The sequence below is a fragment of the Mesorhizobium sp. WSM3864 genome, from assembly GCF_002294955.1.
In the GTDB taxonomy this organism is placed as follows: domain Bacteria; phylum Pseudomonadota; class Alphaproteobacteria; order Rhizobiales; family Rhizobiaceae; genus Mesorhizobium.
This window is the reverse complement of record NZ_NSGD01000018.1, coordinates 38,444-63,709: the sequence shown is the minus strand read 5'-3', so window position 1 is coordinate 63,709 and position 25,266 is coordinate 38,444. Positions and strand designations below refer to the sequence as shown.

At 65.0% G+C, this 25,266-nt stretch carries 23 protein-coding genes; 12 read left to right on the top strand and 11 right to left on the bottom strand.

Annotated features, from left to right (window positions below; genetic code table 11):
* Window positions 1–47: 47 nt before the first annotated feature.
* Entirely contained in the window at window positions 48–470 is a 423-nt protein-coding gene (locus CK215_RS25570; RefSeq protein ID WP_067001141.1) for a DoxX family protein, read from the top strand.
* 4 nt (window positions 471–474) lie between these two features.
* On the opposite strand, the gene ppx is transcribed toward CK215_RS25570, so the two are convergent.
* Window positions 475–2,010: an exopolyphosphatase gene (ppx, locus tag CK215_RS25565; protein ID WP_095778336.1), complete on the bottom strand. Its 1,536-nt coding sequence runs from the start codon at window positions 2,008–2,010 to the stop codon at window positions 475–477.
* The gene (locus CK215_RS25560; RefSeq protein ID WP_095778335.1) at window positions 2,007–4,202 is read right to left on the bottom strand and encodes an RNA degradosome polyphosphate kinase; all 2,196 of its coding nucleotides are present in this window, start codon (window positions 4,200–4,202) and stop codon (window positions 2,007–2,009) included. The genes ppx and CK215_RS25560 overlap by 4 nt, the downstream gene beginning before the upstream one ends.
* 240 nt (window positions 4,203–4,442) lie before the next feature.
* Between CK215_RS25560 and CK215_RS25555 the strand changes: the two genes are divergently transcribed.
* Together CK215_RS25555 and CK215_RS25550 are read left to right on the top strand one after the other, a co-directional pair.
* The gene (locus CK215_RS25555) at window positions 4,443–4,688 is read left to right on the top strand and encodes a zinc-finger domain-containing protein (protein WP_095832541.1); all 246 of its coding nucleotides are present in this window, start codon (window positions 4,443–4,445) and stop codon (window positions 4,686–4,688) included.
* Window positions 4,689–4,715: 27 nt separating this feature from the next.
* Window positions 4,716–5,951 carry an FAD-dependent monooxygenase gene (locus tag CK215_RS25550; RefSeq protein ID WP_095832540.1) on the top strand — a complete coding sequence of 412 codons (1,236 nt, stop codon included), beginning with the start codon at window positions 4,716–4,718 and terminating at the stop codon, window positions 5,949–5,951.
* Window positions 5,952–6,193: 242 nt separating this feature from the next.
* On the opposite strand, the gene CK215_RS25540 is transcribed toward CK215_RS25550, so the two are convergent.
* From CK215_RS25540 to CK215_RS25520, 5 genes are all read right to left on the bottom strand, one after another.
* The gene (locus CK215_RS25540) at window positions 6,194–6,862 is read right to left on the bottom strand and encodes a TIGR02117 family protein (RefSeq protein ID WP_095832539.1); all 669 of its coding nucleotides are present in this window, start codon (window positions 6,860–6,862) and stop codon (window positions 6,194–6,196) included.
* Window positions 6,863–7,121: 259 nt separating this feature from the next.
* Window positions 7,122–7,925, bottom strand: a complete 804-nt coding sequence (locus CK215_RS25535) for an amino acid ABC transporter ATP-binding protein (protein WP_066997155.1) — start codon at window positions 7,923–7,925, stop codon at window positions 7,122–7,124.
* Between the two features lie 15 nt (window positions 7,926–7,940).
* Complete coding sequence (locus CK215_RS25530) at window positions 7,941–9,098, bottom strand: amino acid ABC transporter permease (RefSeq protein WP_066997152.1); 1,158 nt, start codon at window positions 9,096–9,098, stop codon at window positions 7,941–7,943.
* 4 nt (window positions 9,099–9,102) lie between these two features.
* Window positions 9,103–10,290 (bottom strand): amino acid ABC transporter permease, encoded by a 1,188-nt coding sequence (locus CK215_RS25525; RefSeq protein WP_095778333.1) that lies wholly within the window; start codon window positions 10,288–10,290, stop codon window positions 9,103–9,105.
* A 62-nt stretch (window positions 10,291–10,352) separates the two neighbouring features.
* On the bottom strand, window positions 10,353–11,381 hold the full coding sequence (locus CK215_RS25520; protein WP_066997146.1) for an amino acid ABC transporter substrate-binding protein: 1,029 nt from the start codon (window positions 11,379–11,381) through the stop codon (window positions 10,353–10,355).
* A 579-nt stretch (window positions 11,382–11,960) separates the two neighbouring features.
* On the opposite strand from CK215_RS25520, the gene CK215_RS25515 reads away from it, so the two are divergent.
* The 5 genes from CK215_RS25515 (at window position 11,961) to CK215_RS25495 (ending at window position 16,269) form a co-directional block, all read left to right on the top strand.
* Window positions 11,961–13,130 carry a cystathionine beta-lyase gene (locus CK215_RS25515; protein WP_095832538.1) on the top strand — a complete coding sequence of 390 codons (1,170 nt, stop codon included), beginning with the start codon at window positions 11,961–11,963 and terminating at the stop codon, window positions 13,128–13,130.
* Window positions 13,131–13,364: 234 nt separating this feature from the next.
* On the top strand, window positions 13,365–14,450 hold the full coding sequence (locus CK215_RS25510) for an HPP family protein (RefSeq protein ID WP_095832537.1): 1,086 nt from the start codon (window positions 13,365–13,367) through the stop codon (window positions 14,448–14,450).
* A 94-nt stretch (window positions 14,451–14,544) separates the two neighbouring features.
* Window positions 14,545–15,240 carry an RNA polymerase sigma factor gene (locus CK215_RS25505; RefSeq protein ID WP_095832554.1) on the top strand — a complete coding sequence of 232 codons (696 nt, stop codon included), beginning with the start codon at window positions 14,545–14,547 and terminating at the stop codon, window positions 15,238–15,240.
* A gap of 193 nt (window positions 15,241–15,433) precedes the next feature.
* Window positions 15,434–15,958, top strand: a complete 525-nt coding sequence (locus CK215_RS25500) for a DUF4142 domain-containing protein (RefSeq protein ID WP_095832553.1) — start codon at window positions 15,434–15,436, stop codon at window positions 15,956–15,958.
* The gene (locus CK215_RS25495) at window positions 15,955–16,269 is read left to right on the top strand and encodes a cupredoxin family copper-binding protein (protein WP_066997135.1); all 315 of its coding nucleotides are present in this window, start codon (window positions 15,955–15,957) and stop codon (window positions 16,267–16,269) included. Before CK215_RS25500 ends, CK215_RS25495 begins: the two co-directional genes overlap by 4 nt.
* On the opposite strand, the gene CK215_RS25490 is transcribed toward CK215_RS25495, so the two are convergent.
* Window positions 16,266–17,123, bottom strand: coding sequence for a crotonase/enoyl-CoA hydratase family protein (locus tag CK215_RS25490; RefSeq protein ID WP_095832536.1), 858 nt, complete (start codon window positions 17,121–17,123; stop codon window positions 16,266–16,268). The genes CK215_RS25495 and CK215_RS25490 overlap by 4 nt on opposite strands.
* A 141-nt stretch (window positions 17,124–17,264) precedes the next feature.
* Here CK215_RS25490 and CK215_RS25485 point away from each other — a divergent pair, with 141 nt between their 5' ends.
* Window positions 17,265–17,846: a TetR/AcrR family transcriptional regulator gene (locus CK215_RS25485; RefSeq protein ID WP_066997130.1), complete on the top strand. Its 582-nt coding sequence runs from the start codon at window positions 17,265–17,267 to the stop codon at window positions 17,844–17,846.
* 52 nt (window positions 17,847–17,898) lie between these two features.
* On the opposite strand, the gene CK215_RS25480 is transcribed toward CK215_RS25485, so the two are convergent.
* The 3 genes from CK215_RS25480 to CK215_RS25470 all read right to left on the bottom strand — a co-directional run bounded on the left by CK215_RS25480 (window position 17,899) and on the right by CK215_RS25470 (window position 21,415).
* The gene (locus tag CK215_RS25480; protein ID WP_245418800.1) at window positions 17,899–18,792 is read right to left on the bottom strand and encodes a LysR family transcriptional regulator; all 894 of its coding nucleotides are present in this window, start codon (window positions 18,790–18,792) and stop codon (window positions 17,899–17,901) included.
* Between the two features lie 99 nt (window positions 18,793–18,891).
* Complete coding sequence (locus CK215_RS25475; RefSeq protein ID WP_095832535.1) at window positions 18,892–20,007, bottom strand: branched-chain amino acid ABC transporter substrate-binding protein; 1,116 nt, start codon at window positions 20,005–20,007, stop codon at window positions 18,892–18,894.
* A 76-nt stretch (window positions 20,008–20,083) separates the two neighbouring features.
* Complete coding sequence (locus tag CK215_RS25470) at window positions 20,084–21,415, bottom strand: aminotransferase class I/II-fold pyridoxal phosphate-dependent enzyme (protein WP_210201692.1); 1,332 nt, start codon at window positions 21,413–21,415, stop codon at window positions 20,084–20,086.
* Between the two features lie 224 nt (window positions 21,416–21,639).
* On the opposite strand from CK215_RS25470, the gene CK215_RS25465 reads away from it, so the two are divergent.
* From CK215_RS25465 to CK215_RS25455, 3 genes are read left to right on the top strand one after another with little or no spacing between them, the layout of a single operon-like run.
* The gene (locus CK215_RS25465; RefSeq protein WP_066997123.1) at window positions 21,640–22,500 is read left to right on the top strand and encodes a xanthine dehydrogenase family protein subunit M; all 861 of its coding nucleotides are present in this window, start codon (window positions 21,640–21,642) and stop codon (window positions 22,498–22,500) included.
* A complete protein-coding gene (locus CK215_RS25460; RefSeq protein ID WP_095832551.1) occupies window positions 22,500–22,976 on the top strand; it encodes a (2Fe-2S)-binding protein in 477 nt (158 codons plus the stop codon). Before CK215_RS25465 ends, CK215_RS25460 begins: the two co-directional genes overlap by 1 nt.
* A gap of 1 nt (window position 22,977) precedes the next feature.
* Window positions 22,978–25,242, top strand: a complete 2,265-nt coding sequence (locus tag CK215_RS25455; protein WP_095832534.1) for a xanthine dehydrogenase family protein molybdopterin-binding subunit — start codon at window positions 22,978–22,980, stop codon at window positions 25,240–25,242.
* Window positions 25,243–25,266 lie beyond the last annotated feature (24 nt).

Genomic DNA, 25,266 nt, shown 5'->3' with positions numbered 1-25,266 from the left:
GCACCGAGAGCCGGTGCATTCCCGGGTACCGGCAAGGGAGGTGGGCCATGAACCGCAACGCGTTGCTTCTCGCCTCGCGGCTCCTGCTTGCCGCGCTGTTCGTGCCCTCGGGCTTCCAGGTGCTGACCAATATATCCGGCACGATCAATTATTTCACCGGCCTCGGCCTGCCGCTACCGACCCTGGCGGCCTGGGGCACCGGCCTGTTCGAGCTGATCGCCGGACTTTTGATTCTTGTCGGTTTTCAGACGCGGATCGCGGCGCTGCTGCTTGCCGCCTTCACTATCGTCGCCGGCTTCATCGGCCATTTCGGCCAGGGCGGCGAGGATGCGACCCTCGCCTTCATGCACCAGCAGATGCTGATGAAGGACATTGCCATTGCCGGGGGCTTCCTGGCGCTCGCCATGGCCGGCGCCGGCGCATGGTCGGCCGACGGCCGCCCTTTTGGCGTCGGTGCCGAGATCACCTGATCCGTCACTTGACGGAAATGCTTGGCCCGCCTTCGACCGCCAGCACCAGCCGGCGGTTGGTGATGCGCGCCAGTTGCGCCAGCCGCCCGGCAGGTCGTTCGCCATAGAGGTCGGCAAGCGACGCCGGCAGCACCAGCGCAAGCGCACCGTTGCCGCGGCTTTCCCATTTCAGCCGCGGCATGACCCCGGGCATCGCCGCCGTCAGCAGGTAGACGACGCGCATCATCGCCGCCAGCGCGCGGGCGCGCTCGAGCATGCGCGGCGGCGCCAGGGTCTTGATCTCGGGCGCGATCGCATCGTTGAAGATGCCGTCATGGCGATAGGCGTTGGTCAGGGCCAGATAGGCGCGGCCAGGATGGTCGACGCCGATAAAGGACGCATGCGCGATGATGTTGAGCGACTGCCGGCCGCGATATTCGGGATGCGCCCGCCAGCCGATATCGGCAAGTAGGCAGGCGGCGTGGCGGTAGCGCGCCTCATCCACCGTCTCGTCGATGCCGAAGGCCTTGAAAGCCTTGTCCGTCCATTCGACGAGGTCATGCGCGTGATGGACCGAGCGCGAGCGCAGCAGCGCCAGTTCCTCCGCCGCGGAGATCAGCGGATCGGCCTTCTGCTCGGCGGCGTCGAGCAGCGAATAGAGGAAGCCTTCGCGCACGCCCTGCGCCGAGACGACGACCTTCGAGGGCTCCATTGCCGCCATGATTTCCTGCAGCACGACCGCACCGTAAGGCAGCAGCGAGCGGCGGTTCTTGGAGACGCCTTCGATGCCCTTGACCTTTTCGACCTCGCCCTTGGCCACCTGCCTAAGGAAGTTCAGGGCGCTGTCGGCGGCGATCTCGTAATGATGCATGACGCCGAGCGGGTAGTTGGTCATCTCCATATGGAGCCGGGCGAGGTTTCGCCAGGTTCCGCCGACGGCGTAGAACACCCTGCCCTGCCCACCCTTCAAAAGCTTCGCCCGCGCCAGTTCCTGGCGCGCGATCTTCTGCGCCTGGACGAGAGAGTTCTTCGCCATGTCCTGCAGGCGCAGGCCGCCGAGCGGCAGCGTGATACCGTCGCCGATCGCCTCACCATTGATGTCGACGAGTTCCAGGCTGCCGCCGCCAAGGTCGCCGGCGATGCCGTTGGCCGGATAGAAGCCGGAAATGATGCCAAGCGCCGAATAATGCGCTTCCTGGCGGCCGGAGAGCACTCGGATCTCGGTCTTCAGCACATCCTCGGCGCGGTGGATGAAGTCCGGGCCGTTGACCGCCTCGCGCGCGGCCGCAGTCGCCAGCACATAGATGTGCTCGGCGCCGGCTTGATCCGAAAGCGCGCGAAAACGGCGGAACTCCTCCATCGAGCGCGTCACCGCCTCGGGATCGAGCTTGCCCGTCGAAACGATGCCGCGGCCGAGGCCGGCCAGCATCTTTTCGTTGAACAGCATCGTCGGCGAGCGCGCCAGCCCTTCATAGACGACGAGGCGGATCGAGTTCGATCCGATGTCGATGATCGACAGCGGCCGCCGGTCCTGGAGCCGGCCCTGGGAGACTGAAATCACGCGGCGGCGTTCTTCTTGCGGCGCTTAAACTGGGCAATGCGCCTGGGCGCATGCGATTTCAGCGCGTCACCCCGTCCGGAAAGACTCGGATTGGTCATGAAATATTCCTGCGCGTTGAACGGTTCCTCGCCCTCCTCGAGCGCAGCGCGCCGGGAGGTGCCATCAGCCAATACGTCGAAACTTTGCTGATTGTCCATGATGTTGCCGAGCATGATCTGGCCAAGCACCTGTTCATGCACAGTCGGATTGGTGATCGGCACCAGGGTCTCGACGCGGCGGTCGAGATTGCGCGGCATGATATCGGCCGAGGAGATGTAGACGATCGCTTCGTCGGACGGCAGACCGTGGCCGTTGCCGAAGCAGTAGATGCGGCTGTGCTCGAGGAAGCGGCCGACAATCGACTTCACCCTGATGTTCTCGGAAAGACCCGGCACCTGCGGCCTCAGGCAGCAGATGCCGCGCACGACGAGATCGATCTCGACGCCGGCGCGGCTGGCGTCATAGAGAGCGTCGATGACGGTCGGATCGACGAGCGCGTTCATCTTCATCCAGATACGGGCCGGCCTGCCCTCGAGCGCATGGGCGATCTCCTCGGCGATGTGCCTGAGGATGCGGTCGCGCAGCGTGAACGGCGACACCGCAAGACGCATCTCCTCGGCAGGCTCGGCGTAGCCGGTGATGAAGTTGAAGATCTGCGCGACATCGCGCGCGATCGTCGGGTCGGTGGTGAAGAAGGACAGGTCGGTGTAGATGCGGGCGGTGACCGGATGGTAGTTGCCGGTGCCGAGATGCACGTAGTTGCGCAGCCGGCCGTCCTCGCGGCGGACCACCAGCGACATCTTGGCGTGGGTCTTCAACTCCAGGAAGCCGAACACGACCTGGACGCCGGCGCGCTCGAGGTCGCGCGCCCAGCGGATATTGGCCTCTTCATCGAAGCGCGCCTTGAGCTCGACGAGCGCCGTCACCGACTTGCCGGCCTCCGCCGCGTCGATCAACGCCCGCACGATCGGGCTGTCGTTCGAGGTGCGGTAGAGCGTCTGCTTGATGGCGACGACTTCCGGATCGGCCGCCGCCTGGCGCAGGAACTGCACCACGACGTCGAAGGATTCGTAGGGGTGGTGGACGATGATGTCCTTCTCGCGGATCGCGGCCAGGCAGTCGCCGCCATGCTCGCGGATGCGCTCGGGAAAGCGCGGGTTGTAGGGCGTGAATTTGAGGTCGTCGCGCGGAATGGCGACGATCTCGGAGATCTGGTTGAGCGCCAGCGGCCCGGTGAGCACGCTGATGCGGCTCGACGACACTCCGAGCTCGCCGGCGACGAAGTCGCGCAACTCGGCCGGCATCAGCGTGTCGAATTCGATGCGGATGACGGAGCCGCGGCGGCGGCGCTTCAGCGCCGTCTCGAACAGGCGAACGAGGTCTTCCGATTCCTCCTCCACCTCGATATCGCTGTCGCGAATGATGCGGAACGTGCCCGAGCCCTTGACCTCGTATCCAGGGAAGAGCTTGCCGATATAGAGGCCGACCGCTTCTTCCAGCGGGATGAAGCGGACATGATGCTTGCGGTCGGGCAGACGGATGAAACGCCGTAGCGCCACCGGCAAGCGCAAGAGCGCGCTCATCTCTTCGCCGTTCTTGCGGTGGCGCAGCTGCAGCGCCATCGAGAAACCGAGATTGGGGATGAACGGGAACGGGTGCGCCGGGTCGATCGACAGCGGCGTCAGCACCGGGAAGACCTGATCCTGGAAATGCTCCTCCAGCCACGCCTTCTCGTCCTTGGTCAGGCCATCGCGGGGGATGCTTTCGATGCCTTCCTTGTTGAGCAGCTCCATCAGGGCCGACAGGCTCTTCTGCTGGTCTTCCTGCAGGCGCTCGACCTCGCGCAGCAATTGCTCCAACTGCTGCTCAGGCGTGCGGCCGTCCGGGCTCTTCAACGCGATGCCCTCGCGCACCTGACCGGCGAGGCCGGCGACGCGCACCATGAAGAACTCGTCGAGATTTGCGGCCGAGATCGACAGGAAGCGAACGCGCTCGAGCAGCGGGTGATGCTCGTTCAGCGATTCCTCGAGCACCCGGCGGTTGAACTGCAGCCAGGAAAACTCGCGGTTGACGAAACGATCTGGATTGCCGCCGTCCGGGCTCGCCGCCTCGACGGTGATGAACTCGCTCTGCACCGGCTTCAGTTCGTTCATGGTTCCTGCTCTTGCCCACAACGTCGTTCTTTGAGCGCCATACGCCGCCGGACGCGCTATGCACGCTCTAACACGCTTTTATGACGCATGATGTCACGGAATCGCTTCGTTTCCGGGCTCATGCGCTTAACCGGCTCAACTTATCCTGTGCCAGCCTTTTGCGACAGTTTCATTTCATCGATCTTGCAAACCGGCCGGTTATGATCCAGATGCAAACGGGCCGAACTGAAGGAGACGACGATGGCAGGCGGTACCATTCCCCATTTCCAGAACGATGCGGGCCATCCGGCAATCGATATCGGCGTCAAGGAATTCATGTGCACCGGCGCCAATCCGCCTTTCGACCATCCGCATGTATTCCTCGACATGGGCGACGACAATGAGAAGGTCTGCCCGTACTGCTCGACGCTCTATCGCTATTCGCCGAAGCTGAAGGCGACGGAAACCGAGCCTGCCGGCTGCCTCTATATCGACAAGGCTGCCTGATCTCAGATCATGGGTGACCGCTAGACCATGGATGAGGCGCGGTCCCGGCAGGTCGTCATCGCCGGGGCCGGTATCGCCGGACTGACGGCAGCTCTTGCCTTTGCCGAACACGGCCATGCCGTCACAGTGCTGGAACAGGCCGGCCAGCTCGAAGCGGTGGGCGCCGGCATCCAGCTTTCCCCCAACGGAACCCGTATCCTCAGCCGGCTCGGTGCGCTCGACCGGTTGCGGCTGAACGCGATCCGCCCGGAAGCGGTGGTGCTGAAGGACGCCGCCAACTTGCGGGAACTGGCGCGCGTGCCGCTCGGCCAGACCGGCGAAGAGCGCTGGGGCGCGCCCTATCTGGTGGCGCACCGCGCCGACCTGCAGGCCGCGCTGGCGGCGCGCATGGCAGAGCATCCCGAGATCCAACTCGTCACCGGCGCGCGGGTGACGGACGTCGCTGTTCAGCCGCAAAACATCGCCGTCACCGCCGAAACGGATGGCGGCAGCATCGAGGCCGCCGGCGGCCTGCTGATCGGCGCCGACGGCGTCTGGTCGTCGGTTCGCACGGTGCTTGTGGGTCGAGAGCCGGCTTTCGGGAAGAACCGCTTCTCGGGCGAGCTGGCCTGGCGCGCAACGATTGCAGCGACAAGCGCCGCCGGCCAGGCTTTTGCGGCGATCGCCGCCGGCGACTGCATCACCGCCTTCCTCCATGCCGGTTTCCATATGGTCGCCTATCCGGTGAGCAAAGGCAGCGACTTCAACCTCGCCGCTTTCACCAAGGGCGAGCGCATCGCCGAAGGCTGGTCCGGCCATGCCGATCCCGCCATTCTCGCCAGCGCCATGCGCGGCACGTCGCCCGCGCTGGCAAGGCTTGTCGCGCTTGCCGGGCCATGGACGGCGTTTCCGATCCACACCGTCGAGCAGACGCGCTGGACGATGCCGCAGGGCGTAGCCCTGATCGGAGACGCGGCGCACGCCATGACCCCGTTCGCGGCGCAGGGCGCGGCGATGGCGATCGAGGATGCCGCGACGCTCGCCGATCTGGTCGCCGACTTCGCCGGCGATCCGCGGCAGAACCTCTCCACATGGGAAAATCGCAGGCGCCCGCGCATCGAGAAGGTGCTCAGACGCGGCGCGCTCAACCGCATGGCCTGGCACGCATGGGGCCCGGTTGCGATCGCGCGCAATTTCGTGCTGGCGACGCGCCCGGCGGAGAAACTCGCGGCTGATCTCGACTGGCTCTATGGATGGGAAGAGCGGAAGGTGGTGCGGCGGTAGGGGCCTACCGGGCGGCCGACAAAATTGGATTGGCCGGCGGGACAGCGCCCCCCTCTGTCCTGCCGGACATCTCCCCCACTTGGGGCGAGATCAGCTGTCACCGCTGCCTTCGCCAATGGTCAACGTTGCAGGATAAGAGCCGGCGCTCCAACTGCCAATCTCCCCCCTCGTGGGGGAGATGTCCGGCAGGACAGAGGGGGGCGCGAAGGAACGCGATACTTGCCAATTCGCGGAGCGCCACCTCAATCATACAACCTCAACGACCACCCTAGCGACACCGGCAACGGATTCCACCAGCCGGTGCGCAAGCCGGCGGTGCGCAGTGCCGCCGCCGTCCAGGTGTTGCAGCCGATCAGCGCGTTGAAATTGCCATTGGCCTCGTAGAAGCGATCGAAGCTGGAATAGCCAGCATTGTCGATACCCATCGGCCCGTTCGACCCCTGTTGGAAACTCGCCTGAATGTAATCAAGCAGCGCGGAGAAATGCGCCTCGTCGATGTCGAAGCCGGCGACATTGGGATGCGGCTCTTCAATTGCGCCGGCGACGTCGACATGCATGACCGAGGCATCGAGCGTCAGCGCCTTCAAGACAGGCGCGGCCTTCAGTTCGGACCAGTTTGGCGTCTCCAGATAGAAGGCGCGGCCGCCCCAGCCGAAGACGAAATAGCGCGCGGCCGGCGCATCGGCAGGCTGGCCGGCCTCGACGAGAAAACGGAAGCGCCGGCGTACATCATCATCCAGCGGTATCGCAATGTCGGTATGGATCGCGTTCTTCAGAACCAGTATGTGCCGGGTGCTCTCGCCTGCGGCTCTCGCTGCCGGCCAGAGCGGGTGCGGCACCAATGTTCCGATCGCCGCGGCTAGAGGCGCCGCCGCCACTAATGTCGCAAGGTATCGCAGGAATTTTCGCATCAGGCGCGGTAGGTCCGTCGCATTTGCCGCCGCGAGACTGGCCGAAGCCGTTCGTGACTTCGTCATCCTCGGGCTTGACCCGAGGATCCATGCCGTGACCTTTGCCGTAGGGCGCAACGGCGCAGAATTCTGAACCGCAGCGAAGCCCCGATGTCACGGCATGGATTCTAGGGTCTGCGCCGCGTCGCTTCGCTCCTTGCTCCGCCCTAGAATGACGAAGCGGAGAGGCGCTTCGAGCACCCTGTTACCGGCCGCCGCTTCAGTGCAGGATCTGCGACAGGAACAGTTTCGTGCGCTCATGGCGCGGATTATCGAAGAACTCGGCCGGCGTGTTCTGCTCGACGATCTGGCCCTGATCCATGAAGATCACCCGGTTGGCGACCTTGCGGGCAAAGCCCATCTCGTGGGTGACGCACAGCATGGTCATGCCTTCTTCGGCAAGGCCAACCATCGTCTCCAGCACTTCCTTGATCATTTCCGGGTCGAGCGCCGAGGTCGGCTCGTCGAACAGCATGATGCGCGGGTTCATGCAGAGCGAGCGGGCGATCGCCACGCGCTGCTGCTGGCCGCCGGAGAGCTGTCCAGGATATTTGTTGGCCTGCTCCGGGATCTTGACGCGCTTCAGGAAATGCATGGCGATTTCCTCGGCCTGCTTCTTTGGCGTCTTGCGCACCCAGATTGGCGCCAGCGTGCAGTTCTCCAGGATTGTCAGATGCGGGAACAGGTTGAAGTGCTGGAACACCATGCCGACCTCGCGGCGCACCTCGTCGATCTTCTTCAGATCGTTGGTGAGTTCCTTGCCGTCGACGATGATCTTGCCCTTCTGGTGCTCTTCCAGGCGGTTGATGCAGCGGATCATGGTCGACTTGCCGGAGCCGGACGGACCGCAGATGACGATGCGCTCGCCACGCATCACCTTGAGGTTGATGTCCTTCAGCACATGGAACTCGCCATACCATTTGTGCATGCCGACGATGTCGATGGCGACATCTGTCGTCGAGATGTGCATCTTCTTGGCGTCGACCTTGAGGTCTTCCGCGCTGACGGCGTTTTCGGTGGCCATGGCCAATTCCCCTTTTTATCGTTTGTAGCCGGTGTCCAGCCGGCGCTCGGTGTACATTGAATAGCGCGACATGCCGAAGCAGAACAGCCAGAACACGAAGGCGGCGAAGATCAGGCCGGACTTCGGGGTCTGCGGCGTCGCCCAGTTGGGATCGGAGAAATTCTGCTTCACCACGCCGAGCAGGTCGAACATCGAGATGATGAGCACCAGGCTGGTATCCTTGAACATGCCGATGAAGGTGTTGACGATGCCGGGAATGACCAGCTTCAGCGCCTGCGGCAGCACGATCAAGCCCATCTTCTGCCAATAGCCGAGGCCGAGCGAATCGGCGCCCTCATACTGGCCCTTCGGGATCGCCTGGAGGCCGCCGCGCACCACTTCCGCCATATAGGCGGCGGCAAACAGCGACACGCCGATCAGCGCCCTGAGGTACTTGTCGAAGGTAACGCCCTCGGGAAGGAAAAGCGGCAGCATGACGCTCGCGAAGAACAGCACGGTGATCAGCGGAATGCCGCGCACCGTCTCGATGAAGACGACGCAAAGCCATTTGACGATCGGCATCTGGGAGCGACGGCCGAGCGCCAGAGCGATGCCCAGGGGCAGCGACACGGCCATACCAACGAAGGAGAGGCTGAGCGTCACCAGCAGCCCACCCCAGCGCGAGGTCTCGACATGCGGCAGGCCGAACACGCCGCCGACCAAAAGGAAGTGGGCGACGACCGGCAGCACGAGGAAGAGCAGGATGGCGTTCAGCCCCTTGCGCGGCACGCGCGGGATCAGCATAGGCACCAGCAACACCACGAACAGGATGGCGACCAGGATAGGCCGCCAGCGTTCTTCGATGTGATAGGTGCCGAACATGAACTGGCCGAACTTGGCGTTGACGAAAGCCCAGCAGGCGCCGGTCCAGCCGTCGGGCTGGATGCCGCCTTGCGAGACGGTGGCGCAGACCGTGCGGTCCGGCCCGGTCCACACTGCGTTTATAAAGGCCCAGTTGATGACCTGCGGCAGGATCCAGGCGACTATGGCGATGCCGAGGATGGTCAGGATAGTGTCGCCAACCGAGGCGGTCAGGTTCTTGCGCACCCAGGCATAGGCGCCGCGCTCGCCAGGAGGCGCCGGCTGCGCCAGCGTCATCTCGGTGCGCACCCAGGACATGTCGTGTTCCTGCATGGCTCTACCTCTCCACCAGCGCCATTCTGGCGTTGACCACGTTCATCACTGCAGAGGTGACGAGGCTCAGCACCAGATAGGCGATCATCATGAGGAACACGCCCTCGACCGCTTGGCCGGTCTGGTTGAGCACCGTGCCGGCGGTGGCGGTGAGATCGGGGTAGCCGATGGCGATCGCCAGCGAAGAGTTCTTGGTGAGGTTCAGATACTGGCTGGTAAGCGGCGGGATGACGATGCGCATCGCCTGCGGGATCACCACCAGGCGCAGGATCGGCCCGGAGCGTAGGCCGAGTGCAGCCGCCGCTTCGCTCTGGCCTTTGCTGACGCCCTTGATGCCGGCGCGCACGATCTCGGCGATGAAGGCGGCCGTGTAGAAGGAAAGCGCCAGCAGGAGCGACAGGAACTCAGGCTTGATCTGAAATCCGCCTGTCAGATTGAAGGTCGACTGCTTCGGGAAGTCAAAGGTAAGCGGCATGCCGGCGAGCAGGAAGGCGAGCACGGGCAGGCCGACGATCAGGGCGACCGAGGTCCAGAACACCGGAAATTGCTGGCCGGTGGCCATCTGCCGCTGGCGCGCCCGGTGCGCGACAAACCACGCCATGGCGAGCGCCACGACGAAAGCGACCAGAACCAGCCAGGAGCCGTCGCCCCAGACACCGCGCGGAAAATAGAAGCCGCGCTGGTTGAGGAAGGAGCCGAACGGCAGGTGATAGCTCTCGCGCGGCGGCGGCAGCACCGCGAGCACGCCCGAATACCAGAAGAAGATGACCAGCAGCGGCGGGATATTGCGGAAGATCTCGACATAGACCGTGCAGATCTTACGGATCAGCCAATTTTGCGATAGCCGGCCGATGCCAATGATGAAGCCGACTATGGTGGCGAGGACGATGCCGGCGGCGGCAACGATGATTGTGTTGAGCAAGCCGACGATGAGCGCACGGCCATAGGTTGCGTCCGACGTATAGGCAATCGGCGTGTCGGAGATATCGAAACCGGCCCTGTTCCTGAGGAACTGGAAGCCTGAAGCGATATGAAGGCGCTGGAGGTTCTCGATGACGTTGTTGACGATCCACCAGATCGAAACGAACAGAAGAATTACGACCAGCGTCTGAAAGAACAGGGCGCGTATTTTCGGGTCATTGATGAAGGAGCCGCGACCCGGCTCCTGCCGAAGGATTTCCTGCGAAGCCATAGACGATCCCCTGAAAAGAGAAACCGGGAGGCAGACGACCTGCCTCCCGGATCACATTTCAATCAGCGAACCGGCGGACCATATTGCAGGCCGCCCTTCGTCCACAGAGCGTTGATGCCGCGCGCGATCTTGAGCGGGCTGCCCGAGCCGACATTGCGCTCAAACATTTCGCCGTAGTTGCCGACCGCCTTGATGATGTTGACAACCCAGTCGTTGGAGAGGCCGAGATCGGCGCCGTATTTGCCATCGGGCTCAGTGCCGAGGAGGCGCTGGATGTTCGGATCGGTCGACGACTTCATCTCCTCGACATTGGCCTGCGTGATGCCGGCTTCCTCGGCGTTGAGCAGCGCGAAATACGTCCACCGCGCGATATGGGCCCATTGATCGTCGCCCTGGCGCACGGCCGGGCCGAGCGGTTCCTTGGAGATGATCTCGGGCAGCACGACGTGGTCGGCGGGCGAGGAGAGCGTCAGGCGGATGCCGTAGAGGCCGGACTGGTCGGTGGTGTAGGCGTCGCAGCGACCGGAATCATAGGCGGCGTTGACCTCTTCCAGCTTCTCGAACACGACGGGGTTGTACTCCATCTTGTTCTTCTTGAAGTAGTCGGCGAGGTTGAGCTCCGTGGTGGTGCCGCTCTGCACGCAGACCGCGGCGCCCGAAAGCTGCAGCGCGGAGTTCACGCCCGGCAGCTTCTTGGCGTTGATCATGAAGCCTTGGCCGTCATAGTAGGTGACGCCGACAAAATCGAGGCCAAGCGCGCTGTCGCGGTTGCTCGTCCAGGTGGTGTTGCGCGACAGGATGTCGATCTCGCCCGACTGCAGGGCGGTGAAACGCTCCTTGGCGCTGAGCGGCGTGAACTTGACCTTGGAGCCGTCACCGAAGACGGCGGCCGCGACGGCGCGGCAGAAATCCGCATCGATGCCCTTCCAGTCGCCCTTGTCGTCCGGCGCCGAGAAGCCGGCGAGGCCGGTCGAGACGCCGCACTGGATGAAGCCCTTCTGCTTGACGGTGTCGAGCGTGCCGGCCGAAGCGGCGGACGCCATGAGCCCGAGCGCGGCGGCGCCAAGCATGCCCAATGCAATGTGTTTCATGACCCACAGACCCTTTTCTGTTACAGGCGCCCCTAATTGCAGGCGACGCTTGATCTTTTTTCGTTTGTGAATGCAGCTCCCACTTAGGCCCGCTCCCGGACCCGCATCGTTTCGCCGATGCACTGCCTCCCATTCACGAAACGCATCGAAGGCGATTATTCCTGTGAGGTCAAGGGAAATGACCGAATTGCGACACGTTTGAAAACCGATTGCCGCAAATCACCGAATTGCAGCCAAAAGCGCTCGCAAATTGGTGAAGAGCTGCAGCCGGGACCGGCAAGTCCGGCGCCATCGAAATTTTGGCCATTACCTGAACTCCCGCCTCTTACTACTTGTTGGCGGCAATGGAAGGACTGGCGTGATTCGTAGCGAAGAAAGGCGCGCCGGGCTGCCTCCGGCGCATCGTCGCCGGAGGCCTGCAAGGGGCACGAAAGGTGAGCCGGCGACCTCTCATTTGGCCCAGCCAAACACCATCGCTTGGCGGGTTCGCAGCGGTTGCGCGACCAGTTCCACCGCTCTATGGCTGAGCCCCTGACACACTGCGACGAGCGACGAACTATGGGCGACGAGCGACGAACTATGGCGACAGACGGCAGCAACATCGGCATCAACACGCGGCTTGCCCATTCCGGCAATAACCCGCGCGACTATTTCGGCTTCGTCAATCCGCCGGTCGTGCATGCCTCGACGGTGCTTTACCCCGACGCCGCCTCGATGGCCTCGCGAAGCCAGAAATACACCTACGGCACGCGCGGCACACCGACGATGGATGCGCTCACGCTCGCCGTCGATGCGCTGGAAGGCTCGGCCGGCACGATCGCGGTGCCGTCGGGACTGGCCGCGGTGACGATTCCCCTGCTCACCTTCGTCTCGGCCGGCGACCATGTTTTGATCGTCGATTCGGTCTATCACCCGACGCGGAATTTCGCCGATACCATGCTGAAGCGACTCGGCATCGAAGTCGAATATTACGATCCGCGCATCGGCGCCGGAATTGCATCGCTGATCAAGCCCAACACCAAGGTGGTGTTCACCGAGTCGCCGGGATCGAACACCTATGAGGTGCAGGACATTCCGGCGATCGCCAAGGCGGCGCATGCGGCAAATGCCATCGTCATGATGGACAACACCTGGGCGACGCCGCTCTACTTCAAGCCGCTCGACCACGGCGTCGACATCTCGATCCATGCGGCAACCAAATACCCGGCCGGCCATTCGGACGTGCTGCTCGGCCTGGTCTCGGCCAATGAGGCTTGCTGGAAGCAGCTCTATGAAGGGTTCTGCACGCTGGGCTGCTGTTCGGGCCCGGACGACATCTATCAGACGCTGCGCGGCCTGCGCACCATGGGGGTGAGGCTGGAGCATCACCAGAAGAGCGCGCTCGAAATCGCGCGCTGGCTGGAGGAGCAACCGGGCGTGGCGCAGGTGCTGCATCCGGCGCTGCCGAGTCATCCCGACCACGCGCTCTGGAAGCGCGATTTCTGCGGCTCGAGCGGCGTCTTTTCGATCGTTCTGAATGGCGGCGGACAGAAGGCGCAGCACGCCTTCCTCGACGCGCTGACCATCTTCGGCCTCGGCTACTCCTGGGGCGGATATGAGAGCCTTGCCGTGCCGGTCTTTCTGGGGGACCGCACCATCGCCAAGGGCTCCTATGCCGGGCCGCTGATCCGCCTGCAGATCGGGCTGGAAGACGTCGAGGACCTCAAGGCCGACCTTCAGCGCGGCCTCGCCGCCGCGGCCGAGGCCTGAGCGACGGGCTAGAGCCGTTGCCAAACTGAATCCGCGGACGGCCGTAAGACCTTGGCGCGATTGAGAAAGCCGAGGCCGCTGGCAGCATGTCGCAGGCGATCCGCGCTGCAATAATATTCTCTCCAGCCGCGAATATACGGATTGGTTTGGCTTCCAAATCCGTGGCTTCGGCGGCATTGCGGGCAGCGCAAATTCCACCATTCGACAGTTCAAGCCATTCGACCTGGGGCTGCCATGGCGTTCCGCCTCTTCGTTCCGATCCTTGCCGGCGCGACGCTGCGCGAGCGGCTGCTTGCCTGCATCGGCGCGACCATCGGCATCGCGCTGACCGGCGTGATCAGCGGGCTCGCCATGGGCAACGGACCGCATGTGGCGATGCTGGTGGCGCCGATGGGCGCGTCCGCCGTGCTGCTCTTTGCCGTGCCGTCGAGCCCGCTGGCGCAGCCCTGGTCGATCATCGGCGGCAACACGATCTCCGCGCTGGTCGGCGTGACGGTGGCGCATTTCGTGCACAACCCGGTGATCGCCTCCGGGCTGGCGGTGGCGCTGGCGATCGCAGCCATGTCTTTCACGCGCTCGCTGCATCCGCCGGGCGGTGCAGCAGCCCTCACCGGCGTGCTTGGCGGGCCGGCCGTGATCAGCGCCGGCTTCCTGTTTCCCTTCGTGCCGGTAGCGCTGAACTCGATCATATTGGTGACGCTCGGTTTCCTGTTCCACAAGCTGTCGCGGCGCAACTATCCGCATGTGCCTCAGCCTGCCGCCAACAGCCACGGCACAGCCGACCGGCCGCCGGCGGAGCGCGTCGGCTTCCGGCCCGAGGATGTCGATGCCGCCCTGGCGGCACTCGACGAGACCTTCGACATCGACCGTGACGACATCGAAAGGCTGCTGCGCCAGGTCGAGCTGCAGGCGATGGTGCGCGCGCATCGGACGCTGCTCTGCCGGGACATCATGTCCCGCGACGTGATCTCGATGTCGGAGAACGCCACCGCCGACGAGGCGCGCAAGCAGCTTCTCGACCACAATATCCGCACCCTGCCGGTGGTCGACGCCGAGGCGAGGCTGGTCGGCGCCGTCGGCCTGCGCGAACTGACGCAAGCGACCGACACCGTGAAGGGCGTGATGTCGAAGGCCGGCACGGCCTCGCCCGAGACGCCGGCGATGAGCCTGCTGCCGCTGCTGACCGACGGGCGCAGCCATGCGGTGGTGATCGTCGACGCCGGACGGCATATTCTCGGACTCATCACCCAGACCGATCTGCTTGCCGCCGCCGCCCGCGCGCAGGCTGCAGACAGGCCGGCGCTGAAAGCTGTAGCATAGCGCGCGACTGGATCGGGAAAATCCGGGAACCTTTTGCCGGCAGGCGCGTCCAATTGCCCGGATGTAATGCCTGTTGGGAGATCGGGGCGCGATGATGAAGTCAGCAAGTCAGGCCGCCGCGGTTTCGGCGGCGGAGGCCGGCGAGATGGCGTTGGTGCGCCGGGCCCTGGCACGGGACCCCGGCGCCTTCCGCTTCATCATCAAGACGCACAACCAGCGGCTCTACCGCATCGCGCGCGGCGTGGTGCGCAACGACGCCGAGGCCGAGGACATCGTGCAGGAAGCCTATATGCGCGCCTTCGCCAGCCTCGACAGCTTCCGCGGCGATGCCTCGCTCTCGACCTGGCTGTCGCGCATCGTCATCAACGAGGCGCTCGGCCGGCTGCGCAAGAGAAAACGCATCGTGTCGATGCCTGAAAACCCTGAGGCGCAGATCATCCGGTTTCCGTTGAATTCAAATGACTTGAACCCTGGCGACGATCCGGAGCGGACAATGGCGCAGCGGCAGATCCTCGGGCTTGTCGAGCGGGCGACCGACAGCCTTCCCGATGTCTATCGCACGGTCTTCGTCGCCCGCGTCATCGAGGGATTGAGTATCGAGGAAACCGCCGACCTGCTCGGCATCAGGCCGGAAACGGTGAAGACAAGGCTGCATCGGGCGCGTGCCTTGGTGCGCAAGGCGCTGGACGACGAGATCGGCCCGGTGCTGCTCGACGCGTTTCCTTTCGCCGGCCGGCGCTGCGAACGGCTGACGCGGGCGGTGATGAAGAGGCTCGGCTTCGAGGGCTGAGGCGCGTTCAGATTTCGCGAAGCCCGCGTTGAGGAGAGGCATCGCGGATGAGCTTTTCGGCCAATCTCCAACATGCAATGTCCAACATGTGTGTCCCGCGACTTTTCCCGGGAACGTTTCGCCCTCTCCCGCATCCAATGGCCGTCAACCCAGAATGGAGCCCGGTGCCTCTGTGCCGGGCGAAGGAGATGCCATGTTTATCCGACCGACCGCAGCCCTCGCAGCCTTCCTCCTCGTCAGCGCAGCGCCGCTGGCTGAGGCCGCCGAGAAGCCGACCGACCCGCAGATCGCCCATATCGCCTACACGGCCGGCGTGCTCGACATCGAGGCGGCGAAGCTGGCGATCCAGAAGTCGAAAACCAAGGAGGTCGTCGACTTTGCCAAGGATATGGAGCGCGACCACGAGGCGGTGAACAAGCAGGCTCTCGACCTGGTGAAGAAGCTGAAGGTGAAGCCGGAAGACAACGCCACCAGCCAGGCGCTGACCAAGGCGGCGAAGGAAGAGCGCGCCAAGCTGGCAAAGCTCGAGGGCACTGCCTTCGACAAGGCCTATATCGAGAACGAGGTCGCCTATCACAAGCAGGTCAACGGCGCGCTCGAAACCCTGCTCATTCCTTCGGCCAGCAATGCCGAGCTGAAGAGCCTGCTGGAGACCGGGTTGAAAATCTTCCAGGGACATGAGCAGCATGCCGAGCATGTCGCCGGCACGCTGAAATGAGGGCGGGCGCATTATCGCTGCTCGGCTCGCTGGCGCTGGCGCTTGTCGCGCCGCCGGCGCTCGCCGCCACCATCGAGGTGACCATCGACAGGCTGGTCTACTCGCCGGCGAGCGTCGAGGCCAAGGTCGGCGACACGATCGAGTGGGTGAACAAGGACGTCATCGCCCACACCGCGACAGTGAAGGGCGGCTGGGAGGTGATGATCCCGCCGAAATCGAAAGGCAGGATCACGCTCAAGCAAGCGGGAGCGGTCGACTATTTCTGCCGCTTCCACCCCAACATGAAGGGTCGCCTCAACGCGGCGCCCTAATCCGCCGCGGGATCGCGCCGAAGCGAGGCGCGCCGTGCCTCGCTGAGCCGGGTGACGTGCGTCCATGAGCCGTCATAGATGGGCTGGCGCCGCTCGATCCAGGCGCTGAGCCCTTCGCCGAGGTCGGCGGTCGGGGCCATGCGGGCGAACTGCTCGGCCTCGACCAGCAGGCCCTCGGCGATGCTAAGGTTGATGCCGCGCGCCACCGCGGTGAGAATGCCAGCCACCGCCGCCTGCGAATGGCGGATGATGCGGTTCGCAAGATCGAGCGCGGCGGGCATCAGCTCCTCATGCGGCACGACTTTGTTGACCAGCCCGAGCCCCAGCGCCAGCGCGGGCGAGAAAGGCTCGCCGGTAAGCAGCAGTTCGAGCGCGCGTTTGCGCCCGGCAAGCCTCGGCAGGCGCTGCGTCCCGCCGAAGGTCGGCGGCATGGCGAGCGTTATTTCGGGCTTGGCGAACAGGGCGCGGTCGCTGGCGACCGCCAGCGGCACCGCCTCGGTGATCTCGCAGCCACCGCCGAAGGCAAGGCCGTTGACGGCGGCGATGACCGGCTTGCGGAACGCTTCCAGCCGCGCCGTCAGCCGCTGGCCGCGCATGACGAAATCGCGCAGCGCGACATCCGTGCCTTCGGCCACGCTCAACGCGAATTCGTGGATGTCGCCGCCGGCCGAGAAGGCGCGCTCCCCTGCCCCGGTGAGGATCACGGCACGCACGGCATCGTCGGTCTCTATCCTGTCGAGGATCGCCAGCAGGCGGTCGATAAGGTCGTAATTCAGGGCATTGAGCTTTTCGGGGCGGTTGAGCGTCAGCACCGCGACGCGGTCGCGGATTTCGCAAAGCACGGGCTCGGTCATAGTTTTCTCCTTAGCCGTTCGTTTTTCTCCGCAATTCCGGACGGAAACCGCTGCGCATTTTCCTGGAATTGCTCTGTGGAACGGCTGCAAGGGATCAGCTTCCGGCTTGTTTGTATATTCACTAGTCGGTATACTTGACGGATGACCGAGAAGCCCAATCCAACCAGGAAACGCCTCGTCGACGCGGCGGCAAAACTCTTCTATGCCGAAGGCATCGGCCGCGTCAGCGTCGATGCCGTGGCGGAAAAGGCGGGGCTGACCAAGCGCACGCTCTACTACCACTTCAAGAGCAAGGACGAGCTGATCACGGCCTATCTCGACAGCCGCGACCAGCCGAACCTCAAGCAGATGGCCGGCTGGTTCGAGGCGGCGCAAGGCGGCGCGGACAAGAAGGTCGCGGCGATCTTCACCCATCTGGCGCGCGTGGCTCGGCACGTCAAATGGAAGGGCTGCGGCTTCCTGCGCACGGCCGCCGAACTCGCCGCGATGCCCGGCCATCCGGCGGTGAAGGCGGGCTCGCGCCATAAGAGCAATTTCGAGAAATGGCTGGCGGGCGAGCTTTCTAGCCATGGCGTGCGCGAGCCGAAGATGCTGGCGCGCGAGATCGTGCTTCTGATGGACGGCGCCTTTTCCAGCATGCTGATCCACCACAATCCCGACTACATCACGGCCGCCGGCCACGCCGCCGCGACGCTGGTGCGGGCGCGGATGGCAGCGGCATAGACCCCGCCCGGCATCCTGACCCCGTGGACCGCGACGGGCGAGTCCGGCGGCCTCAGCCGCGCGCTGCCCCCTCCTCTGCCAGCAGCCAGTCGATCATGGTGGCGGCGGGCGCGGGCGGACGGTCCGGTGCGAGAATCGAGAGAGCGCGGCCGGTCGGCACGCGCAATTCGGGAAACGGCGCCACCAGCGAGCCGGAGGCAAGAGCGCGCGACACTAGCGCCTCATGGCCCATCAAAACGCCGGCGCCGTCGACGGCGGCCTGCACAGCCATGCTGTAAAGCGAGAATTCGGAACCCGTCTCGATCGACGGGCCTTTCACGCCGGCGACTTCGAACCAAAGGCTCCAATCCTCCGTCCAGGTGGTATCCCAGAGCAAGAACTGCGAGGAAAGATCGGCCGGCGTCTTCAATTGCCTGGCCAGCGCCGGCGCGCAGACAGGAAAGATGACGTCGTCGCAGAGCTTGAAAGATCGGCCGGCGCCCGATCTGGTGAGGAAAATAGCGAGGTCGAAAGGCTCGCGCCGGAAGTCCGGCGGCTCTTCCAGCGCATGAATGGAGGGGCGCAGCGCCGGATGCGCCGCGCGTAGGGCCGGCAGCCGCGGCGCCAGCCAGAGCTGCGCGATCGAAGGCAATGCCGCAACGCTGACCTGCGGCCGGGGCGCCGAGATGCGCAATTCCTGGACGGCGAGCCCCAGGGCGTCGAAGGCGGTGGAAAACGAGGGTAGCGCCGAACGCCCAGCATCGGTGAGGTGCAGGCCTTGCGCGTGACGCACGAAAAGCGGAGCGCCTAGCCAAGCCTCCAGCGCCTTCACCTGATGCGAGACGGCGGCGGGGGTCACGCCGAGTTCGTCCGCCGCCTTGGCGAAGCTTTCATGGCGTGCCGCCGCCTCGAAGGCCCTGAGGGCGGTGAGCGGCGGCATGCGCGGTCGCGGCGGATTGACGGCCATCTGCAGCTTTCCCAATGCCGCGCCGCCTGCCATGAGGGCGCGGCAATGCTTCGAGCGAAAGAACGGCGACCGCCTGCGCTCGCCTCCAGGACCTCAAGTCTATTTGAGGGCCACCGGAGCGAGCTTGCCGTCGACCTTCCGCCACTCAAATACGACGAAGCCCGGCTGCTTGATATCCCCTTTGTCGTCATAGGAAATGGTGCCAAGCACGGTCGGGATAGCCGCTCCCGAATGGAGATACTCGGACGCCGCCTTCGGGTCGTCGACCTTGGCCTTGGCGATCGCCTCGGCGAGGATCTGGGTGGCGGCATAGGCGTAGAGCGTGACGGCTTCAGTGGGCACATTCTTCGCCTTCAGGTCGGCGACCGCGTCTTTGGCTTCGGGAAAGCTCGCCGGATCGGGGAAGGACGTCATCAGCGTGCCGGCCGCGCCATCGCCACCGATGGCGCCGAACTCGCTGTTGGATATGCCGTCGCCGCCCATCAGGACCGTCTTGACGCCCTGGTCGTGCATCTGGCGCACGATCAGGCCGGCCTCTGTGTGCTGGCCGCCGTAATAGACAAGGTCGGCGCCCGACTCCTTGATCTTGGCGACAAGCGCGCTGTAGTCCTTCTCGCCCGGGTTGATCTCCTCGCGCAGCACCTCCTTGCCGCCGCCGGAATTGTAGGCCTTGGCCATCTCGTCGGCGAGGCCCTTGCCGGCCGTCGACTTGTCGTCGACGATCGCGACCTTCTTGCCGGCAAAACGCTCGAGCACGAATTTCGCGGCGATGATGCCCTGCTGGTCGTCGCGGCCGCAGGCCCGGAACGCGTCCCATAGGCCTCGCTCAGTCACCATCGGGTTGGTGTCCGTGGGCGTGACGAAGAGCACGCCGTTTTCCGCATAAATCTCCGAGGCCGGAATGGTGACACCGGAATTGTAGTGGCCGACGACATAGTGCACGCCGTCGGCGACGAACTTGTTGGCGACCGACACGCGCTTGGGGTCGGAGACATCGTCGCCGACCGAGACGCTGAGCTTCTGACCGAGCACGCCGCCATTGGCGTTTATGCGCTGGATCGCCGTCTCGACGCCGACGCGGTACTGCTCGCCATAGGCGGCGTTCGGCCCCGACATCGGGCCGGCGACGCCGAGCACGATATCCGCCCTGGCGACGCCGGCGGCGGCGGCCATCAGGGCAGCAGTCATCAATCGCAGAATCATGCGCATGGTCATTCCCCTTTGTTGAAGAAGGCGGGCTTCTCGCCCGCGGCCCCTTTTTTTTGACGAAGCGGGCTCCCTGCCCGCGGGTTCAGGCGCTCAGCCGACGAAATGAAGCTTCGTGAACCGGCGCCGGAATGCACTCACATCCGCCGCGACATCCTCCACGGCATCGTTGCCACGCAGTCCCCTGGCGATGAGGGCGGCAAGCTCGGGCATGTACTTTTCCGTCATGCCCCAGCGCACGATCTCCGGCGTGCCGAAGCGCAGGCCGTTCATGTCGCCATCGACCGCCGTGACCGGCAGGCCGATGCCGCAGGTGAGGATGTTCGCACGCCTCAGCCGCTTCGCTTGCCGCCTGGCCGCCGCCGAACTCCGCCGCCTCGATGGCGAACTGGTGCGAGGCGGTGTGCCCCTTCGCGGTCGAGAACACCGGCAGGCCGCGCTCAGCCAGCGCGCTCGCCAGCGCCTTGGCGGTGCCGGTCATGGCGGCGGCATAGGCGCGGCCATGCGCCTTCCAGTCGAGCATGGTGATGGCCAGGGCGGCGGCCTTGGCGGCATCGAAATTGGCGGTCATGCCGGGAAAGGCGATGCGGTCGAGCTTTTCGGCGATCTCGGCGTCGTTGGTGACGATCAGCCCCGAAGGCGGCCCGCCGAGGCTCTTATAGGTGCTCATCGTCATCAGATGGGCGCCCTCCTCCAGCGGCTGCTGCCAGGCCTGTCCGGCGATCATGCCGCAAAGATGCGCGGCATCGAACAGCACCAGCGCACCGACCTCGTCGGCGATCGCCCTGATTTCCTGGATGGGATGCGGCAGCAGGTTGAGGCTGCTGCCGATGGTGATCATCTTCGGCCGGATCTCAAGGGCAAGTGCGCGGAGCCTCTCGACATCGACCGTGTAGCCGCCGGCATCGACGGGCGCGGCATGGATCTCCAGCCCGCACAGACCGGCGCAGCCCGCCGCATGATGCGTGACATGGCCGCCGATGGCCGGCGGCGGCGCGATGATGGCGTCACCCGGCCGCGCCGCGACCATGAAAGCGTAGAGGTTGGCGATGGCGCCGGAAGGGACGCGGATTTCGGCGTATTTCGCGCCGAAGACTTGCGCCGCAAGCTCGGCGGCGATGACCTCGATGCGTTCGACGCCCTCCAGCCCCATCTCGTATTTGTCGCCGGGATAGCCGAGCGACGGACGCGAGCCGAGCCCGGCGGCAAGCGCGGCCTCCGCCTTCGGGTTCATCACATTGGTCGCCGGATTGAGGTTGATGCAGTCGGCCTCGTGGATTTGCCGGTTGAGCGCGATGCCGCCCTCTATCGCGGCGAGCACGGCGTCGTTCCCCTGCCCGCTTGTGGCGGTCGCCAGCGCCTGGATAAAATCCTCGCAATGGGCGGGAACCCAGGGCCTGCGGGCAAGAGCGGTCATCGAAGCCTCCCTGTTGCCGGATGCGATGTCCGGCTCGTCAGGGCATGGTGGAGGCTTGGCCGGCCGGGCGCAAACGAGTAGTCCTAGCGGCTAGGCTTAGAAAATTTAGGGGTAGGAATTAGGGCAATGCGCCTGACTTAGGTGGTGCAATGCAGGAAGCGGATGGTCATTATAAGGAGAGTCTTTATAACGGTCGATCTGATCATGACCACCAAGGGGAGACGATGCGCTACATACGTCCGCAATCAATAGAAGAGGCCGCCGGCCTGTTGGCCAGCGCGGCCGGCCCGGCCGCGATCCTTGCCGGAGGCAGCGACCTTCTGGTGAGGATGAAGGGCGGCTTCATCGAGCCCGAGCTGATCGTCGACATCAAGGCGATAGCGGGCCTTAGCGAAATCAAGGAAACGGCAGACGGCTTCAGCATCGGCGCCGCGGTGCCCTGCGCGGTGCTCGGCGAGAACGCGGCGCTGAAGAAGGCCTGGCCAGGCGTCGTCGAGGCGGCCAAGCTGATCGGCTCGAAGCAGGTGCAGGGACGCTGCACAATCGTCGGCAATCTCTGCAACGCCTCGCCCGCCGCCGACAGCGTGCCGGCGTTGGTGGCTGCCGGCGCCAAGGCCGTGGTTGCCGGGCCGAACGGCAGGCGCACGATCCCCGTGGAAGCCGTGCCGACCGGACCGGGCCGTACCTCGCTCGCCAAGGGCGAGATCATCGAGGCGATCCTGCTCGACAAGCGCGCGCCAAATGCGGGCGACGCCTATCAGCGCTTCATTCCGCGCACCGAGATGGACATCGCCGTGGTCAGCGCCGGCGTGAACCTGACGCTCGGCGAGGCGGGCGCGATCAAGTCGGCCCGCGTGGCGCTGGGCGCCGCGGCGCCCACGGTGCTGCTGGTCGAGGAGGCGGCCGAGGTGCTCGTCGGCTCGAAGCTGGATGAGGCGACGCTGGAGCGGCTCGCCAAGATCTGCGCGGGCGCCTGCCGCCCGATCGACGACAAGCGCGGCACCATCGAATTCAGACGGAAAGTTGCGGGTGTGCTGGCGAAGCGTGTCGCCACCACCGCCTATGAGCGTGCAGGAGGCAAATGATGGCCGGTGTAGCGGTTTCAACGACAATCAACAGCGATCACGTCGAATATCTTTGCCAGCCGGACGAGACGCTGCTCGACGTGCTGCGCGACCGGCTGGGACTGACCGGCGCCAAGGAAGGCTGCGGGACCGGCGACTGCGGCGCCTGCAGCGTCATCGTCGACAACCGGCTGGTGTGCTCCTGCCTGGTGCTCGGCGCCGAGGCCGAAGGCCGCCAGATCGAGACCATCGAAGGCATGGCGCATGGCGACCAGCTGCATCCGCTGCAGCAGAAATTCCTCGAGCACGCCGCCTTGCAATGCGGCATCTGCACGCCAGGTTTTTTGATTGCGGCGAAGGATCTGCTCGAGAAGAACCCCTCCCCGACCGAGGAGGAAATCCGCTTCGGGCTCGCCGGCAATCTCTGCCGCTGCACCGGCTATGACAAGATCGTGCGCGCCGTCCAGGACGCGGCAAACGTGATGAAGGGAGCCTGAGATGAATTTCGATCCGCGCTACTCGGGACGCAGCTTCTCATCCGTCGGCACGCGCCCGCTCCGCCCCGACGGCGTCGACAAGGTGACGGGACGCGCCCGCTACGGCGCCGACTTCAACATGGCCGGGCAGCTGGTCGGCCGCGTGCTTCGCAGCCCGCACGCCCACGCGATCATCAAGAAGATCGACACGTCGAAGGCCGAAAAGCTCGCCGGCGTGAAGGCGGTGATCACGGCGAAAGACCTGCCGGACCTGACCGATGGCGATGCCGGCATGTTCGACACCCTCGACAATTGCATGGCGCGCAAGAAGGCGCTCTATGACGGCCATGCCGTGGCCGCGGTGGCGGCGATCGACGCCCGCACCGCCAGGCAGGCGCTGAAGCTGATCGAGGTCGACTATGAGGTGCTGCCGCATGTGACCGATGTCGACGAGGCGATGCAGCACCACGCCCCGCTCATCAACGACGCCATCTTCACCGAGGGGCTGGAGGAAAAGCCGGTCAAGCCGTCCAACGTCTCCAAGCGCACGCAATACGGCCATGGTGACGTCCACCAGGGTTTTGCCCAGGCCGATTTCGTCGTCGAGCGCTCGTTCAAGACCGAGCAGACGCATCAGGGCTATATCGAGCCGCATGCCTGCGTGGCGAGCGTCAATTCCGACGGCACGGCCGATCTCTGGGTCTGCACGCAAGGCCATTTCGTCTATCGCCAGCATTGCGCCCAGCTGCTCGGCCTCGAAGTCTCGAAGCTGCGCGTCACCTCTTCCGAGATCGGCGGCGGCTTCGGCGGCAAGACCCATGTCTGGGCCGAGCCGGTGGCGCTGGCCCTGTCGCGCAAGGCCGGCCGCCCGGTGAAGCTGGTGATGACCCGGGACGAAGTGTTCCGCGCCTCGGGGCCAACCAGCGCCACCTCGATCGACGTCAAGATCGGCGCGAAGAAGGACGGCACCATCACCGCCGCCGAAGCGACGCTGCGCTACACTTGCGGCCCCTATGCCGGCATGTGGGCGGAGATCGGCGCCATGACGGCATTCGCCTGCTACAAGCTGGAGAACGTCAAGACCGTCGGCTACGAGGTGCTGGTCAACCGGCCGAAGACCGCGGCCTATCGCGCGCCTTCGGCGCCGATGGCGGCGTTCGCGGTGGAAAGCGCTGTCGACGAGCTCGCCAAGGAGATCGGTATCGACCCAGTCGAGTTCCGCATCAAGAATGCTGCGCAGGAAGGCACCCGCGCCTCCTACGGCCCGGTCTACGGCCCGATCGGCATCGGACCGACGCTCGAGGCGGTCAAGGAGCACCCGCATATGCGCGCGCCGCTGGCTCAGAACCAAGGCCGAGGCATGGCCTGCGGCTTCTGGTTCAACTTCGGCGGCCAGACCTGCACCGACTTGAACATCGGCATGGACGGCACGGTGTCGCTCGCCGTCGGCACGGTCGACGTCGGTGGTTCCCGTGCGTCGCTGTCGCTGGTGGCGGCGGAAGAGCTCGGCATCGACTACAGCCAGGTCAAGGCGATCGTAGCCGACACTTCCAGCCTCGGTTACAACGACATGACCGACGGCAGCCGCGGCACCTTCTCCTCCTCGATGGCGACCATCTCGGCCGCCCGCAACGCCATCAAGGTGCTGCGCGAGCGCGCCGCGCAGATGTGGGACATCTCGGTCGACGACGTTGCCTGGGAAAAAGGCCATGCGGTCGCCAAGGGCGAGAAGCACGGCAATCTCGGCAAGCTGTCGCTGAAGGAGATCGCCGCACAGTCCGGCAAGACCGGCGGGCCGATCGCCGGCCATAGCGAGCTCGTCGCCGACGGCGCGGGCGTCTCCTTCGCCACCCATATCTGCGACGTCGAGGTCGATCCCGAAACCGGCTCGACCAGGGTGATCCGCTACACGGTGGTGCAGGATGCCGGCAAGGCGGTGCACCCGACCTATGTCGAGGGCCAGTACCAAGGCGGTGCCGCGCAAGGCATCGGCTGGGCGCTCAACGAGGAGTATATCTACGGCAAGGACGGCCGCCTGCAGAACCCGGGCTTCCTCGACTACCGCATCCCGGTCTGCTCCGACCTGCCGATGATCGACACGCAGATCCTGGAAATCCCCAACCCCAACCACCCCTACGGGGTGCGCGGCGTCGGCGAGACCTCGATCGTGCCGCCGCTGGCGGCGATCGCCAATGCGGTGTCGAACGCGGTGGGCGTGCGCATGAGCCACATCCCGATGTCGCCGCCGCGGATTCTTGCAGCGCTCGAGGCCGAACGGGAAGGCTAGCATGCTGAAAAGTGCGAAGCGGTT